This is a genomic window from Agromyces mediolanus, from assembly GCF_044917495.1.
In the GTDB taxonomy this organism is placed as follows: Bacteria; Actinomycetota; Actinomycetes; order Actinomycetales; family Microbacteriaceae; genus Agromyces; species Agromyces mediolanus_B.
On record NZ_JAVSSI010000008.1, the window covers coordinates 182,436 to 198,308 of the forward strand.

The following is a 15,873-nucleotide window of genomic DNA, read 5'->3' on the forward strand; positions in this document are numbered from 1 at the left end:
GCGCCCCGACCCGGTCGCGCCCGCACCGGCAGCGCCCGGCGCAGGCCGCCGCCGTGCACCCATGCCTCAGCTCGGCGCCGGCTCCTTCGCGAGCCGGCGCCGGCGCACCGCCTGGCGGAACCACATGGCATCCGGCATCCGGGCGAGGAAGGTGCCCAGGATGATCGTGAGCAGCACGTAGTCCGTCGCGAGCGACGCGAGGGCCGGCGTCACCCCGGCGGTCACCGCGAGCCCGGCGATGACGATCGAGAACTCGCCGCGGGGGATGAGGCTGAAGCCCGCCCGCCACTGGCCGAGCGCGGCCACGCCCGCCCGCCTGGCCGCGAACGCCCCCGTCGCGACCTTCGTCGCCGAGGTGACGACCGTGAGCACGAGCGCGGGCACGAGCATCGACAGCAGGTTCGACGAGTCGGTCGTGAGCCCGAAGAACACGAAGAACGTCGCCGCGAAGAGGTCCCGGAGCGGGGTGAGCACCTGGCTCGCCGCCGCCGCGACCCGCCCGGACAGCGCGATGCCCACGAGGAACGCGCCGACCGCGGCCGACACCGACACCTCCTGCGCCACGCCCGCGACGAGCATCGTGAGGCCGAGCACGCCGAGCAGCAGCGGCTCGGCGTGGTCGGCCGGGAAGAGCTTCGAGACGATGTTGCCGTGCCGCAGCGCGATGTAGAGGATCACGACGACCACCGAGACCGCGATCGCCACCGCGATCGCGCCCTGCCAGAGGCTCACGCCGATGACGATGGCCGAGAGCACCGGCAGGTAGAACGCCATCGCGAGATCCTCGAGCACGAGCACCCCGAGGAGCGCCGGCGTCTCGCGGTTCGACAGGCGGCCGAGATCGCGGAGCAGCTTCGCGATGACGCCGGAGGAGGACACCCAGGTCACGCCGGCGAGCGCGACCGCCGCGATCGGCCCCCAGCCGAGGAGCAACGCGATCGCGGCGCCCGGCAGGGCGTTCAGCAGGCCGTCGACGATGCCCGCCGCGCGCGCCAACTTCAGGCTGTCGAAGAGCTCGCCCGCCGTGTACTCGAGGCCGAGCAGCGCGAGCAGCAGGATGACGCCGATCTCGGAGCCGGTCTGCAGGAACTCGATGCTCGCGTCGAACGGCACGATGCCGCCCTGGCCGAAGGCGAGGCCGAGCAGCAGGTAGAAGGGGATGGGAGACAGGCCGATGCGGAGGGCCAGCCGCCCGAGCAGACTCATGCCGAGAAGCAGCGCGCCGACTTCGATCAGGAGCAGCGTGGTCTCGTGCATACGGGGCGCGGACTCAGTCTGGTCCGTTGGCCAGCAGCCGCGAGACGCCGTCGAGGCCCTCGCGCGTGCCGACGGCGACGATCACGTCGCCGGCGCGGAGCGACTCGGCCGGGGTGGGCGAGGGGATGACCTGGCCGTCGCGCACGATCGCGACGATCGAGGCGTGCGTGCGGGTGCGCGCCTTCGTGTCGCCGAGGGTGCGGTTCAGGAACGGCGAGTCCGTCGGCAGCGCGATCTGCTCCGTGTAGAGCCCGGCCGTCTCGTCGGAGAGGCTCGTCAGCCGCGAGAGCATGACCGAGGCGCCGAGCACGTCGGCGAGGGCCGCGGCCTCCTCGTCGTTCAGCGGAACGGAGTTGCGGCAGGCGTCCGGGTCGTCCTCGTCGAAGACCCCGAGGTCGCGTTCGCCGTCGCGGTGCGAGACGACGCTGATCCGGCGACCGTGCTCGGTCACGAGATCGTGCCGGACGCCGATGCCCGGCAGGTCGACCTTCTCGATGCGAATTCCCACGTCGGCAATGGTACTCCCGCCGGAGGGGTGCTCCGGCAGGCTCAGCCCCGCGGCGTCGCGCGCGTCGTCATGACGAGCACGGGGGTGCCCGCGTCGTCGCCGAGCTCGAACCCCACCTCGACGGTGCCGAGCGCGCCGGTCGACCCGGCGTGCGTGCCGCCGCAGGGGATCCGCGCGGCACCGCCCGGCAGCTCGCAGACCCAGAAGCGGCGGTCGGTGAGCGTCTCGCCCTCCGCCTCGATGCGCACGGGCGCGTCGGCGGCGACCCACTCGGCGAGGGTCGCCTGCACCTCCGCCGCGAGCGCGGGGAGGGCTGCCTCGTCGAGCGAGGCGGTGTCGAAGCCGGCGCGGCGCAGCGACTTGTTGAGCCGGTACCGGTCGACGGAGCCGTCCGCCTCGATGCGGGAGGACTGGATGGCGGTGCCGTCGAAGTCGGGGGAGCCGAGCGCGTCCTGCCGGGGCTCCTTCGACCATCGGGTCGCGAGCGCCCGGTTCAGCGCGAGGGAGGCGAGGTGGCATGCCGTGTGCCCGACGCTGAGCCCCGCGCGGACGGCCGGGTCGGCGAGGATCTCGACGGGGTCGCCCTCCGCGGGCGCGACGTCGGCGTCGACGAGGTGCGCGACGAGGAAGGTCCAGCCCTCCGTGCCCTTGCGCACCGGGATCTCGTCGCCGAGGTGCAGCGCTTCGCCATCCGTCGCCGCGACCACGGCGTCGACGATCGTCAGCTCCCGCCCGACCGCGCGGAGGACGCCCCGGTCGGCCGGCTGGTCGGGCCAGGCGGCGTCGACGGGGTGGAAGCTCGTGACGTCGGTCACGACCGCGGCGCGGCCGTCCCCGGCGGGCGCGACGTGCAGCACCGTCGCGGTGCTCGCGAGCGCACCGGCGGGATAGGAGACGCGGGTCGCGGTGGCGGGCAACGTCATCGGCGGGTCAGGCGCCGCCGCGACGGCTGAGCAGGTTCATCGGGATCGCCATCGCGAGCGCGATGCTGACGATGCCCGCGAAGAAGACGATCGCCTCGACGCCGGCGAGGTGCGGCGCGGTGCCCATGAGCCACATGCCGAAGAGGAACAGCCCCATGGCGATGAGGAAAGCGACGACGTTCACAACGACCTCCAGAGTGCGAGTGCGGGCGGATGCCGCCTCCTCCAGTCTAGCCAGCGGCGCGGGCGGCCCGCGGCCCTCGCGGCCGGTGGCGCCCCGTCCGTGCGGACCGGCGCTCAGTCCTCGGCCGGGCCGAGCAGCGCGTTCGCGACGGTGCCGTGCGCCGACTCGTCGTCGGAGGGGTGGAAGATCCCCGCGAGCACGTCGCGGTAGAGCCGGCCGAGCTCGTTGCCGGCGAAGTAGCTCGAGCCGCCGGCGACCCGGACCGCCTGATCCACGACCCGCTTCGCGGTCTCGGTCGCGCGCACCTTCGCCCCGGCGAGCTTCGGGTACCACTGCGCGCCGTGGTCGACGAGCTCGTCGACGTCGCGGGCGAGCGAGCGCAGCTGGGGCTCGATCGCGTCGTGCGCGATCGCGGCGTCGGCGATGCGCCAGCGGATGTCCGGATCGTTTGCGAGCGAGCGCCCCTCGTGCTTCATCGAGGTGCGTCGCCGCGCCGCGGCGACGGCGAGCTCGATGGCTCGGCCACCGATGCCCGTGTAGACCGCCGAGAGCAGCAGTTCGAAGTTCGCGAAGATGCCGAAGACGAGCGGGTCGGCGTTCGGGCCCGGGTCGAGGCGGCGCACGATGCGGTCGGGTGCGGCGTAGGCCCCGTCGAGCACGGTCGTGCGGCTCTGGCTCGCGCGCATGCCGAGGGTGTTCCAGTCGTCGAGGATCTTGACGTCCGGGTCCTCGCGGTCGATGAAGGCGTAGACGAGCTTCGGCGCGTCGGCCGAGACGGTGTCGAGGCCCATCGTGCCGAGCCGGGTCCAGGCGGGCGAGAGGGAGGTGAAGATCTTCCGCCCGGTGAAGCGGTAGCCGCCGTCGGGCTGCGGGTCGGCCTCGGAGCGCGAGCCGAACAGCATCAGGTCGTTGCCGGCCTCGCTGATGCCGAAGCCGAAGAGCTCGCCTTCGCCGGCCTCGCGGAGGAGGAAGTCGAGGGTGTCGTCGCCGCGCTCGTGCAGCACCTTCGCGACACCGGTCCAGACGAGGTGCATGTTGACGGCGAGCGCCGTCGCCGGGGCGGCGCCGCCGAGGCGGATCTGGCCGCGCACCGCGTCCTCCAGGCTCCAGCCGAGTCCGCCGAGCTCGACGGGCACGAGCGCCCGGAGGTATCCGCTCTCCCGGAGCTCCGCCAGGTCTTCGGTGAAGAAGCCGTTGTCGCGGTCGTAGCCGGCCGCGCGCTCGCGGATGCGGTCGAGCAGGGTGTCATCGAGCAGTGTCTCAGGGCCCACACCCGAAGCCTACGCCTGCCGGCCGCCCCGACGCCTGGTCGCGAGGAGCACGATGCCGACGACGAGCGCGCCGAGGACGGCGAGCGCCCCGAGCCAGGGCAGCGCGACGCCGAGGGCGACGAGCGCGGCGGCGGTGAACGCGGCGAGCGCCTCCCAGCCGGTGGCGAGTCCCGACCAGAAGTCGTCGGGTCCCGCGCTCGGCGCCACCCCCTCGGTCACGAGCTCGAGGCTCACGGTGGCGTACTCGATCTGCTCGACGAGGGCCGCCCGCTGCTGCACGAGGCTGTCGAGCTCCGCCTGCCGGGTGGTCAGCTCGGATTCGATCTCGATGAGCTCGGCGGTCGTCGCGGCCCCGGCGAGCAGCTGCTGCAGGCGGGCGACCGAACCGGTGAGCGCCTCGACGCGCCCCTCGAGGTCCTCGCGCTGGAGGGTCACGTCCGAGGCATCCATCGACAGCTGGTCGACGCGGCCGAGCTTCCGGAGCTCCGTCATCGTCTCGTCGAGCGCGTCCGCGGGGATCCGGAGCACGAGCGAGGCGCGCGCCGCCTGGGTGTCGGTGCCCGGGGTCTCGGAGCGATGGTCGAGGTGGCCGCCGGCGCCGTCGACGATGGCCGCGGCATCCGCCGCCGCGCGCAGCGGGTCGTCGACCGTGAGCTGCAGCCATCCCGTCGTGACGACGCTGCGCTCGCTCGTGCCGTCCGCCGCCGCGTCCACGTCGCCCGCCGCAGCGCCGGACTCGTCGGCGAGCGGAGCGCCGGGCCCGACCGGCACGGCCGGGGCCGAGCCGCCGCCGCCCTGCGCGGTGCAGCCGGCGAGGAGGAGGGCGGCGAACGCCGCCGCGGCGAGGGCCGCGAGGGGCCGCCTGGATCGCGTCGTCGTGGTCATGGCCCACACGCTAGGGCGGCGGCGGGGCGCCGTGGCTGACCGGGCGCTGGGAGTCCGGTCACGATCGCGTTGCCGTCTGCTGGGAGTCGTGCAACGGGCCCAACCGCGCGCCGCGCTCGTTCGTCCAGCGGCGGTGCGCGTGCCGGAGGCGGTGCGCCGCCGGCGCCCCTCGGCCGAGGCCCGGTTCAGCCGAGGCCCGGTTCATCAGTCGAGGCCCGGTTCATCAGTCGAGGTCGGGGTCGCGCCCGGTCCGCTCGCCCGACTCGAGCGCGGCGATCGCGGCGAGGTCCGCCGCGTCGAGCGCGAAGCCGAACACGTCGAGGTTCTCGCGGATCCGCTCCGGCGAGGACGCCTTCGGGATCACCGCGTTGCCGAGCTGCACGTGCCAGCGCAGCACGACCTGGGCCGGCGTCCGGCCGTGCTTCGCGGCGATGGCGGCGAGCGTCGGGTCGTCGAGCACCCGGCCGCGGGCGAGCGGCGACCACGCCTCGGTCAGGATGCCCCGCGCGCGGTCGTCGGCGCGGAGCTCGCGCTGCGGCAGCCAGGGGTGGAGCTCCACCTGGTTCACGACCGGCGCCTCGCCGGTCTCGTCGACGAGTCGGTCGAGGTGGTGCGTGTGGAAGTTCGCGACGCCCACCGAACGCACCCGGCCCTCGTCGCGGAGGCGGAGGAGCGCCCGCCAGCTGCCGACGTAGCGGTCGGTGGACGGCACCGGCCAATGGATCAGGTAGAGCTCGATCCGCTCGAGCCCGAGCCGCGCCATCGAGGCGTCGAAGGCGCGGAGCGTCTCGTCGTAGCCGTTGTCGTCCTTCCAGACCTTGCTCGTGACGAAGAGCTCCTCGCGGGGCACCGGGGCCTCCCGCACCGCGCGGCCGACCTCCGACTCGTTCGCGTAGAACGCGGCCGTGTCGAGGTGCCGGTAGCCCGCGGCGATCGCGTCGAGGGCGAGCCGGCTCGCGTCCTCGGCGGGCACCTTGTAGAGGCCGTAGCCGAGCTGCGGGATCGCAGCGCCGTCGGCGAGCGGGAGCAGGGGGACCTGGTGGGCGGGCATCTGGGCCTCCTCGTCGTTCATCGGCTGGATCGCTGCGCGGGCCGTCAGCTCGGGGTGACCTGCACCGGCTCGGTGTCGGGGATCGGGCTCGCGTCGCGGCCGCGGAGATCGGGGTGCCAGCGTTTCGCGAGCGCCGGCACGAGGGTGCCGAGGAAGGCGAGCGCGGCGGCGGCCCAGAACGCGCCCTGCGCGCCGTTGCCGTCGATGAGGAAGCCGGCGAGCGCCGAGCCGAGCGCGGCGCCGATGAGCTGCCCGGTGCCGACCCAGCCGTACGCCTCGGCGGTGTCGGAGAACTTCACGCTCGCCGAGACGATCGCGAACAGCACGGCGAGTGCGGGGGCGATGCCGATGCCAGCGACGAACAGGGTGGCCGCGAGCCACCAGAAGTCCATCGCCGCCGCGGCGAGCGCGGTGCCGGCGAAGACGATGAACATGCGCCGGGCCGTCGACCACGGACTGATCGGCGCGTGGCCGAGGAAGAGGCCGCCCGCGAGGCTGCCGATCGAGAAGATCGCGAGCACGATCCCGGCCTCCGGGCCGCCGTGGCCGAAGACGGCGACGACGCCGGCCTCGATGGCGGCGCACGCCCCGACGAGGAGGAAGCCGACGACGGTGGCGAGGAGCACCGGCGGGCGGGAGAGCACGGCGCCGAAACGGCGCTTGGAGCGGGGGATCCGCACGCGGCCGAGTTCGGGGGAGGAGATGAACCAGGCGCCGCCGACGACCATCAGCGCGGCGGCGAGGAGGATGCCCCAGATGGTGCCGATCTGGGTGGAGACGAAGGTGGTGACGACCGGGCCGACGACCCAGATGATCTCCTGCGCCGAGGCGTCGAGGGAGAAGAGCGGGGTGAGCTGACGGGAGTTCACCATCTTGGGGTAGATGGTGCGCACGGCGGGCTGGACCGGCGGCGTCGAGAGCCCCGCGAGCAGGCCGATGCCGAGGTAGAGCGGCATGATCGGCGGGATGACGCCGATCGCGACGATCGCGGCGACGCAGATCGCGAGCGTGGTGATGAGCACGGGCCGCATGCCGAAGCGGCCCATCATGCGGCTGGTGAGGGGTCCGGCGACCGCCTGTCCGATCGAGGTGGCGGCGAGCACGAGCCCGGCGGAGCCGTAGGAGCCGGTCTGCTGCTCGACGTGCAGGAGGAACGCGAGCGAGAGCATGCCGGAGGGGAACCTGGCCGTCAGCTGCGCCGCGATGATACGGGCGACGCCCCTGGTCTTCAGCAGTTCCGAGTAGCTCCCCACAGTTGCACCAGCCTAGCGACGACGAGCCCAAGTGGAAGTGATCGCGAGATGAACGAATTGCTGCGCTCGAATCCTCATTGATGGCAAATTCGTGCGTTTGAACGCGGGATCGCGGCGTATTCGGTCGCGCAGCCCGGCCGGCGTGAGCGGGCGGGCTATGCTCGGGCCACGGCGACGGAGCCCTGGAGATTACGCTACGTCGTCGTACGTGTCCCCAATCACTTCGTGACGACAGAGGTCCCACCATGAACACCCGACGTCTGCTCCTCCCGGCCGCCATCGCATCGGCGGCCGCGCTGCTGTTCACCGGCTGCGTCGACAACAGCACACCGCCGACCGACGCCCCGGGCGGCGACACGGGCGCATCCATCGCCGTGGATGACGCCGCGGTCGCGCTCCTGCCCGAAGAGATCAAGAGCGCGGGCGTGCTCGTCGTCGGTACCGACGCCGCCTACCCGCCCAACGAGTACAAGGACGCCGATGGCAACCCCATCGGCTGGGACGTCGACCTCGTCGACGCGCTCGGTGCCAAGCTCGGGCTCAAGATCACCTACGAGATCGCGAGCTTCGACAAGATCATCCCGTCGATCACGGGCGGCACGATGGACATGGGCATGTCCTCCTTCACCGACAACGCCGAGCGCCAGAAGCAGGTCGACTTCGTCGACTACTACAGCGCCGGCATCCTCTGGGCCGCCCCGAAGGGCAGCACCGTCGACCCCGACGACGCCTGCGGCCTGAAGGTCGCCGTGCAGGCCACCACCTACGAGCACACCGACGAGCTCCCGGCGAAGAGCCAGGCCTGCGTCGACGCCGGCAAGCCCGCGATCGAGATCACCCCGTTCGACACGCAGGAGGCGGCCGCGAACGCCGTCGTCCTCGGTCAGGCCGACGCGATGAGCGCCGACTCCCCGGTGACCGGGTACGCCATCGCCCAGACCGACGGCAAGCTCGTGCAGGCCGGCGAGGTCTTCGACTCCGCCCCCTACGGCTTCCCGGTGAAGAAGGGCTCCGAGCTCGCGAAGGCCGTGCAGGCCGCGATGCAGTCGCTCATCGACGACGGCACCTACGGCGACATCCTCGCCAAGTGGGGCGTCGAGGCCGGCGGCGTGAAGACGATCGACATCAACGCGGGCACCTGACGATGAGCGACTCGTCGGCCGGCCGGGCAGCATCGCCCGCGCCGGCGGGCGGGGCGCCGGCCCCGTCTGGCATGCCCGAGAAGGTCGTGAAGCTCCGGCATCCGTGGCGCATCGTCGTCGCGGTGCTGCTCCTCGCGGCGGTGGCGGTCTTCGTGATCGACGCGGCGCAGCGGGAGGCCTTCGACTGGCCCTCCGTCGGCAAGTACGTCTTCGACAAGCGCGTCACCCAGGCGGCCGGGTTCACCCTGCTGCTCACGGTGCTCTCGATGATCATCGGCGTGGTGCTCGGCATCATCCTCGCGGTGATGCGGCAGTCGCCGAACCCGGTGCTGAAGTCGGTCGCCTGGGTGTACCTCTGGATCTTCCGAGGCACCCCGGTCTACGTGCAGCTCGTGTTCTGGGGCCTCCTCGCCACGATCTACTCCTCGATCGACCTCGGCGTCCCGTTCATGGAACCGTGGGTGTCGTTCCCGACGAAGGTCCTCTTCAACGCCTTCTGGCTGACGGTCATCGGCCTCGGCCTGAACGAGTCGGCCTACATGGCCGAGATCGTGCGGGCGGGCCTGCTCTCGGTCGACCCGGGCCAGCACGAGGCCGCGACGGCGCTCGGCATGGGCTGGGGCAAGACGATGCGCCGCGTCGTGCTGCCCCAGGCGATGCGCGTCATCATCCCGCCGACCGGCAACGAGGTCATCTCGATGCTGAAGACGACCTCGCTCGCGACGGCCGTCCCGTTCACGCTCGAGCTGTACACCCGCACCCGAGATATCTCGGTCGAGATCTTCAACCCGATCCCGCTGCTGATCGTCGCGTCGATCTGGTACCTCGCCATCACCTCGGTGCTGATGGTCGGCCAGTTCTTCCTCGAGAAGCGCTTCGCCCGCGGGGTCGGTGCGCGGCCCGATGCCGGGCCGGGCCCGGTCACGGCCTCGATGTCGGCCGTCGAACTCGACGAGAGCGAAGCCGGCGACGCGGGCATCGCCGCCAAGCACGGAGGAGACGCACGATGAGCGAGCAGACGACGGCGCCCGCCGGCGTCGCGGCGACCGGGGACGCCTCGGTGCCGATGGTGCGCGCCGAGCACGTGTCGAAGAGCTTCGGCTCGAACGAGGTGCTGAAGGACATCTCCCTCGAGGTGAAGCGCGGCGAGGTGCTGTGCCTCGTCGGGCCGTCGGGCTCGGGCAAGTCGACCTTCCTGCGCTGCATCAACCACCTCGAGCAGGTGAGCTCCGGTCGGCTCGCGGTCGACGGGCAGCTCGTCGGCTACCGCGAGGCGGGCGGGCGACTGCACGAGATGCACCCGAAGGAGATCTCGAAGCAGCGTCGCGACATCGGCATGGTGTTCCAGCGCTTCAACCTGTTCCCGCACATGACCGCCCTCGAGAACGTCATGGAGGCGCCGACGCAGGTGAAGGGGCTCTCGAAGGCCAAGGCGAAGGCCAGGGCGCTCGAGCTCCTCGCCCGGGTCGGGCTCGCCGAGCGCGCCGACTACTACCCGGCGCACCTCTCCGGCGGGCAGCAGCAGCGCGTCGCGATCGCCCGGGCGCTCGCGATGGACCCGAAGCTGATGCTCTTCGACGAGCCGACCTCCGCGCTCGACCCGGAGCTCGTCGGCGAGGTGCTCGACGTCATGAAGGAGCTCGCGAAGACGGGCATGACGATGGTCGTCGTGACCCACGAGATGGGCTTCGCCCGCGAGGTCGCCGACACCCTGGTGTTCATGGACGGCGGCGTCGTCGTCGAGACCGGCGACCCCCGCGAGGTCCTCGCGAACCCGCAGCACCAGCGCACCAAGGCCTTCCTCTCGAAGGTCCTCTAGCCGCGGTACGCGCGACGCCCGAACGGCGGCCGCGACCGGAGGGCGCTCGCCCGGCTCAGCCGGCGAGCGCCTTCCGGATCCGCTGCACCGAGACCGTCTCCGCGGTGCGGAGCTCCTGCGCGAAGAGCCCGACGCGGAGCTCCTCGAGCAGCCAGCGCACCCGCACGAGGGCGGGATCGGCCTCCGGATCGATCGGCGTCCGGCCACCGGCATTCGCGAACGCCTCGGACGCCTGGGCGAACTCCGTCATGAGCTGGCGGTCGCGGCCGGGGTTCTCCTGCATCCGCCGCACGCGCACGGTGATCGCCTCGAGGTAGCGCGGCAGGTGGCGGAGCCGGTCGAGCCCGGTGGCCGAGACGAAGCCGGCCGGGGTGAGCGCCTCGAGCTGCTCCCGCGCGTCGGCGAGCGCCGACATCAGCTGGAGGCTCGACGCCTTCGCGATCGCCCGGTCGGCCTCGCGGGCCGCCTTCAGGATCCTCGCGACGAGGGCCGCGGTCTCGAACATCCGCTCGACGACGACCCCGCCGATCGCGGCGAGCGCCGCGTCGAACTCCTCGCGGCTCGCGAGGAGGCCGTCGGGATGCCGCAGGCGCAGCTCGGCGTCGACGACGGCCGCGAGGCAGTCGTCGAGGAGTGCGCGCGGGCCCTGGTAGGCGCTCTGGCCGAGCGAGAGCTTCTCCTCGTTGGAGAGGTGCTCCTGCACGTAGGCGGCGGGCGTCGGGGTCTGCAGCATGAGCAGCCGCCGGATGCCGCGGCGCGACGCCCGGTCGCGCTCCTCGGCCGTCGGCACGAGCACGAGCGCGACGCTGTCGCCCTCGTCGACGATCGCCGGGTACGCGCGGATCGTGTTGCCGCCCTGGCGCGTGTCGACGTGCGCCGGCAGGCGGTCCCACGCCCAGCGGGTGAGGCCGCGCTCGGGCTTCGGCCCCTCGTGCGCGGCGGCCGCGACGGCGGCGGGCCCGCGGCGCTCGCCGTCACCCGGGCCGCGCTTCGGTCGATCGGCGGCGTTCCGGCCGTCGCCGGCGAACGTCGCGGCGACCGCGCGCCCGGCCCGGTCCTGGAGGCGGGCCTGCAGCTCGGCGAGCTCCTTCGCGTCGCCGAGGCCGCGTCCTCGCTCGTCTACGGCGCGGTACGTGACGCGCAGGTGCGGCGGGATGCGCTCGAGCTCGAAGTCCTCGGCCGACACGGGCGCGTAGGTGAGGCGTTTGATGGTCTGCGCAACGATCTCGGCGAACGGCGGGCGCGCCTCGCCCGCCTCCGGACCGGCGGGGAGCTCCGCGGCGATCTTCGCCGCCCACTCCGCGGCGGGCACGACCTGCCGGCGGAGCACCTTCGGCAGGGTGCGGAGCATCGCCGTGATGAGCTCGTCGCGGAGGCCGGGGACCTGCCAGTCGAACCCGTCGGGCTCGAGCCGGGGCAGCAGCACGAGCGGGACGAGCACGGTGACGCCGTCGTCCGGGGCGCCCGGCTCGAAGCGGTACGCGAGCCGGAGCCGCTGGTCGCCCTGCACCCACGCGTCGGGGAAGCCGTCGGCCGCGGCATCCGCCTCCTCCTCGCCGAGGAGGTCGGCGCGCGACATGGTGAGGAGCTCCGGGTGCTCGCGGTGCTCGGCGCGCCACCAGCGCTCGAAGCTGCGGGTGTCGACGACGTCGGCGGGCACGCGCGCCTCGTAGAACGAGACGGCGGCCTCGTCGCCGAGCAGCAGGTCGCGCCGCCGGGTGCGCTCCTCGACCTCGCCGAGCTCGCGGCGGAGCTCGCGGTTCGCGCGAACGAAGCCGTACACGCGCCGGTCGAGGCGGTTCCAGTCCCACTCCTCGAGCACGAGGGCGTGGCGGATGAAGAGCTCGCGGGCGAGCCCGGCGTCGGCGCGGGCGAGCTGCATGCGCCGCTTCGGCACGATGGCGAGCCCGTAGAGCGTGACCTTCTCGTCGGCGACGGCCGCGCCCTGGCGACGCTCCCACCGGGGTTCGGAGTAGCTGCGCTTCGCGAGCGGCCCGGCGAGCTGCTCGGCCCAGGCGGGGTCGATGGCGGCGTTCGTCCGGGCGAACAGGCGGCTCGTCTCCACGAGCTCGGCGCTCATGACGGCCGCCGGCGGCTTCTTCGCGAGCGCCGACCCCGGGAAGATCGCGAAGCGCGCGCCTCGGGCGCCGAGGAACTCCGCCTGGGTGCGCCGTCCCTTCCGCTCGGCGTCGCGGGCCTGGCCGGCGCCGCCGCGCCCGGAGGAGGTCCTGCTGTCGTCGCGGAGGCCGAGCTGGGACAGGAGCCCGGCGAGGAGGGAGCGGTGGATGCCGTCGGCGTCCGCCCCGGCGTCGGCCGCGCCGCTCGTGGCGACCGGACCCGACGCGATCTCGAGGCCGAGCGGCTTCGCGAGCCGCACGAGCTGGCGGTAGAGGTCCTGCCACTCGCGCACCCGCAGCGAGTTCAGGAACTCCGCCTTGCAGCGGCGGCGGAAGGCGCTGCCGGAGAGCTCGCGCTGCTGCGTCTCGAGGTGGTTCCAGAGGTTCAGGAGGGTGAGGAAGTCGCTCGTCGGGTCGACGAAGCGGGCGTGCGCCTGGGTGGCCTCCTCGCGACGGTCGAGCGGTCGCTCCCGGGGATCCTGGATCGTGAGGCCGGCGACGATCGCCAGGACCTCGCGCGAGACGCCGTGCGTCTTCGACTCGAGCACCATCCGGGCGTAGCGCGGCTCGATCGGCAGCCGGGAGAGCTGCCGGCCGATGCGGGTGAGCCGCGGGCCGCGCCCGTCGTCGCGCCCGCCGGGCTCGAGCGCGCCGAGCTCGCCGAGGAGCTCGAGGCCGTCGCGCACGCCCCGGGTGTCGGGCGGGGTGAGGAAGGGGAACTCCTCGATCGGCCCGAGCCCGAGCGCCGCCATCTGCAGGATGACGGCGGCGAGGTTCGTGCGCAGGATCTCCGGGTCGGTGAACTCCGGGCGGCGCTCGAAGTCGTCCTCGCCGTAGAGCCGGATCGCGATGCCGTCGCTCGTGCGGCCCGAGCGGCCGGAGCGCTGGTTCGCCGAGGCCTGCGAGATCGGCTCGATCGGCAGCCGCTGCACCTTCGAACGCGCGGAGTAGCGGCTGATCCTGGCCGTGCCGGCGTCCACCACGTAGCGGATGCCGGGCACGGTGAGGCTCGTCTCGGCGACGTTCGTGGCGAGCACGACCCGGCGCCGGAGGCCCGCGACCGTCGAGCGCTCGAACACCCGGTGCTGCTCGGCGGAGGACAGCCGGCCGTAGAGCGGCAGCACCTCGGTGCTCTGCCCGCGGCCGCCGCGGCGCTCGGCGTGCGCGCGCACCGCCTGCTCGGCGTCGCGGATCTCGCTCTCGCCCGAGAGGAACACGAGCACGTCGCCCGCCGCCTCCCGGTCGAGCTCGTCGAGGGCGTCGAGGATGCCCTGCTGCACGTCGCGGTCGTCGGCCGCGGCGCCCTCGTCGTCGTCGCCCGCGGCGTCGCCGACGAGCGGGCGGTACCGGATCTCGACCGGGTAGGTGCGCCCCGACACCTCGACGACCGGGGCGGGCGTGCCCGAGGCATCCGCGAAGTGCGTCGCGAAGCTCTCGGGGTCGATCGTCGCGCTCGTGACGATGACCTTGAGATCGGGGCGGCGGGGGAGGAGCTGCTTCAGGTAGCCGAGCAGGAAGTCGATGTTGAGGCTGCGCTCGTGCGCCTCGTCGATGATGATCGTGTCGTAGCGGCGGAGCTCGCGGTCGCGGTGGATCTCGTTCAGCAGGATGCCGTCGGTCATCACTTTGATGCGGGTCGACTCGCCCGCCCGGTCGGTGAAGCGCACCTGGTAGCCGACGAGGCCGCCGAGCTCGGTGCCGGTCTCCTCGGCGATGCGCTCGGCGATCGTGCGGGCCGCGATCCGTCGAGGCTGGGTGTGCGCGATCTGCTCCCGGCCGAGCTCGAGGCAGAGCTTCGGCAGCTGGGTGGTCTTGCCGGACCCGGTCGCGCCGGCGACGATCACGACCTGGTGGTCGCGGAGGGCGCGCGCGATCTCCTCCCGCTGCGCCGAGACGGGGAGCTCGGGCGGGTAGGTGATCGTCGGCACGGGGGCGAGTCGGGACATGAGCCCTCCATCGTATGACGCCGGCACGCCCGCGCGGGCGGGTCCGCGGGCGGGCGGGGCGATGATCGCGGGCAGCGAACGGGCCTCCCCGGTGTCGGCGGGGCGTGGTGGGATGGGGGCATGACGCAGCTTCCCGTGGTGCAGCTCAACGACGGACGATCGATCCCGCAACTGGGGTTCGGGGTGTTCAAGGTCGATCCGGTCGAGACCGAGCGCATCGTGAGCGATGCGCTCGAGGTCGGGTACCGCCACCTCGACACCGCGCGCATCTACGACAACGAGGCGGGGGTCGGCCGGGCGATCGCCGCGTCGGGCATCCCGCGCGACGAGCTCTTCATCACGACGAAGCTCTGGAACGACGACCAGGGCACCGACTCGGTCTTCGACGCGTTCGAGGCGAGCCTCGAGCGGCTCGGGCTCGACGAGGTCGACCTCTACCTGATCCACTGGCCGTCGCCGGCGCGCGACCGCTACGTCGAGACGTGGAAGGCCTTCGAGCGCATCCGCGAGTCGGGTCGTGCGCGTTCCATCGGCGTCTCGAACTTCCTCGTGCCGCACCTCGAGCGCCTCCTGTCGGAGACGAGCGTGGTCCCCGCGGTCGACCAGATCGAGCTGCACCCGGCGCACCAGCAGCCGGCGACCGTGGCGTTCGCCCGCGAGCACGGCATCGCGATCGAGGCGTGGGGGCCGCTCGGCCAGGGCAAGTACCCGCTGCTCGAGTTCCCGGAGGTCGCGAGCGCGGCCGCGGCGCACGGCAAGACGCCGGCGCAGGTCGTCATCCGCTGGCACCTGCAGCGCGGCAACATCGTCTTCCCGAAGTCGAACCGTCGCGAGCGCATGGCGGAGAACTTCGACGTCTTCGACTTCGCGCTCGACGAGGCCGAGATGCAGGCCATCACCGCGCTCGAGCGGGAGGGGCGCGTGAGCGCGCACCCCGACGAGGTCGAGTAGCGGCTGCGCCACCAGGCGCACCTGAGTACCGGGAGGCCCGTTCATCCGTGGAGGATGGCGGGCCTTTCGTCGTCCCGGGACGGTGCTCCCGGGCGGGCAGTGCTCCCGCCTTCAGGGCAGAACCGCGGAAATCCGGGCGACACGCCCGGGATGCAGGCCCGATTTTGCTGTGGCGGCCGGAGCCGCGTAAGTTATTCCATGTCGCCACGGCGGCCGGAAAACGCGAGAAGCGAACGGGCCCCGAACGGCGAAGATCTTAGCCAAATAACCTCGAAGGCGCAGCATTGCGACTCGGTGATTTCAAGCCTAAGATGAAACCCCCTCCTCTGTGAATCTCGATCCAGATCTCTCTGGTTCGAATCGCTCGGTCTCGACCGGCTGACAGAGGTGGTACGGTAGACAGGTTGCCCTGATTGAAGGTCTGATTGACCGGAGCTCAGGTGCGTCCGTTTCTTGAGAACTCAACAGCGTGCACTATGTTCAATGCCAATTTATTGAACCCCAGCCTGTTTTTGCAGGTGGGATTCCTTTGATTGATGGACAATTTGATTTTGATTAGTCAGTTG

At 72.4% G+C, this 15,873-nt stretch carries 13 protein-coding genes; 4 read left to right on the plus strand and 9 right to left on the minus strand.

The window, feature by feature from the left end:
* Positions 1-66 precede the first annotated feature (66 nt).
* The 8 genes from ROT00_RS13140 to ROT00_RS13175 form a co-directional block, all read right to left on the minus strand.
* Positions 67-1,257 (minus strand): cation:proton antiporter, encoded by a 1,191-nt coding sequence (locus ROT00_RS13140; RefSeq protein WP_404775474.1) that lies wholly within the window; start codon positions 1,255-1,257, stop codon positions 67-69.
* Between the two features lie 13 nt (positions 1,258-1,270).
* Entirely contained in the window at positions 1,271-1,765 is a 495-nt protein-coding gene (locus ROT00_RS13145) for a cation:proton antiporter regulatory subunit (RefSeq protein WP_189085917.1), read from the minus strand.
* 41 nt (positions 1,766-1,806) lie between these two features.
* Positions 1,807-2,688: an alanyl-tRNA editing protein gene (locus tag ROT00_RS13150; RefSeq protein ID WP_404775475.1), complete on the minus strand. Its 882-nt coding sequence runs from the start codon at positions 2,686-2,688 to the stop codon at positions 1,807-1,809.
* A gap of 7 nt (positions 2,689-2,695) precedes the next feature.
* Positions 2,696-2,872, minus strand: coding sequence for a hypothetical protein (locus tag ROT00_RS13155; protein ID WP_404775476.1), 177 nt, complete (start codon positions 2,870-2,872; stop codon positions 2,696-2,698).
* Between the two features lie 113 nt (positions 2,873-2,985).
* Positions 2,986-4,143: an acyl-CoA dehydrogenase family protein gene (locus ROT00_RS13160; protein ID WP_404775477.1), complete on the minus strand. Its 1,158-nt coding sequence runs from the start codon at positions 4,141-4,143 to the stop codon at positions 2,986-2,988.
* 9 nt (positions 4,144-4,152) lie between these two features.
* Positions 4,153-5,028, minus strand: a complete 876-nt coding sequence (locus tag ROT00_RS13165; RefSeq protein ID WP_404775478.1) for a DUF4349 domain-containing protein — start codon at positions 5,026-5,028, stop codon at positions 4,153-4,155.
* Positions 5,029-5,251: 223 nt separating this feature from the next.
* Positions 5,252-6,079: an aldo/keto reductase gene (locus ROT00_RS13170; RefSeq protein ID WP_404775479.1), complete on the minus strand. Its 828-nt coding sequence runs from the start codon at positions 6,077-6,079 to the stop codon at positions 5,252-5,254.
* A gap of 44 nt (positions 6,080-6,123) precedes the next feature.
* Positions 6,124-7,332: an MFS transporter gene (locus ROT00_RS13175; RefSeq protein WP_404775480.1), complete on the minus strand. Its 1,209-nt coding sequence runs from the start codon at positions 7,330-7,332 to the stop codon at positions 6,124-6,126.
* Positions 7,333-7,577: 245 nt separating this feature from the next.
* Here ROT00_RS13175 and ROT00_RS13180 point away from each other — a divergent pair, with 245 nt between their 5' ends.
* The 3 genes from ROT00_RS13180 to ROT00_RS13190 are packed head-to-tail and all read left to right on the plus strand — an operon-like array spanning position 7,578 to position 10,293.
* Positions 7,578-8,474 (plus strand): ABC transporter substrate-binding protein, encoded by an 897-nt coding sequence (locus tag ROT00_RS13180; protein ID WP_404775481.1) that lies wholly within the window; start codon positions 7,578-7,580, stop codon positions 8,472-8,474.
* Between the two features lie 2 nt (positions 8,475-8,476).
* Positions 8,477-9,484, plus strand: a complete 1,008-nt coding sequence (locus ROT00_RS13185; protein ID WP_404775482.1) for an amino acid ABC transporter permease — start codon at positions 8,477-8,479, stop codon at positions 9,482-9,484.
* A gap of 56 nt (positions 9,485-9,540) precedes the next feature.
* Entirely contained in the window at positions 9,541-10,293 is a 753-nt protein-coding gene (locus tag ROT00_RS13190) for an amino acid ABC transporter ATP-binding protein (protein ID WP_404775493.1), read from the plus strand.
* A gap of 55 nt (positions 10,294-10,348) precedes the next feature.
* Here the strand turns inward: ROT00_RS13190 and hrpA are convergent, their stop codons facing one another.
* On the minus strand, positions 10,349-14,356 hold the full coding sequence (hrpA, locus tag ROT00_RS13195; protein ID WP_404775483.1) for an ATP-dependent RNA helicase HrpA: 4,008 nt from the start codon (positions 14,354-14,356) through the stop codon (positions 10,349-10,351).
* Positions 14,357-14,476: 120 nt separating this feature from the next.
* Between hrpA and ROT00_RS13200 the strand changes: the two genes are divergently transcribed.
* Positions 14,477-15,307 carry an aldo/keto reductase gene (locus ROT00_RS13200; protein WP_404775484.1) on the plus strand — a complete coding sequence of 277 codons (831 nt, stop codon included), beginning with the start codon at positions 14,477-14,479 and terminating at the stop codon, positions 15,305-15,307.
* Positions 15,308-15,873: the final 566 nt, after the last annotated feature.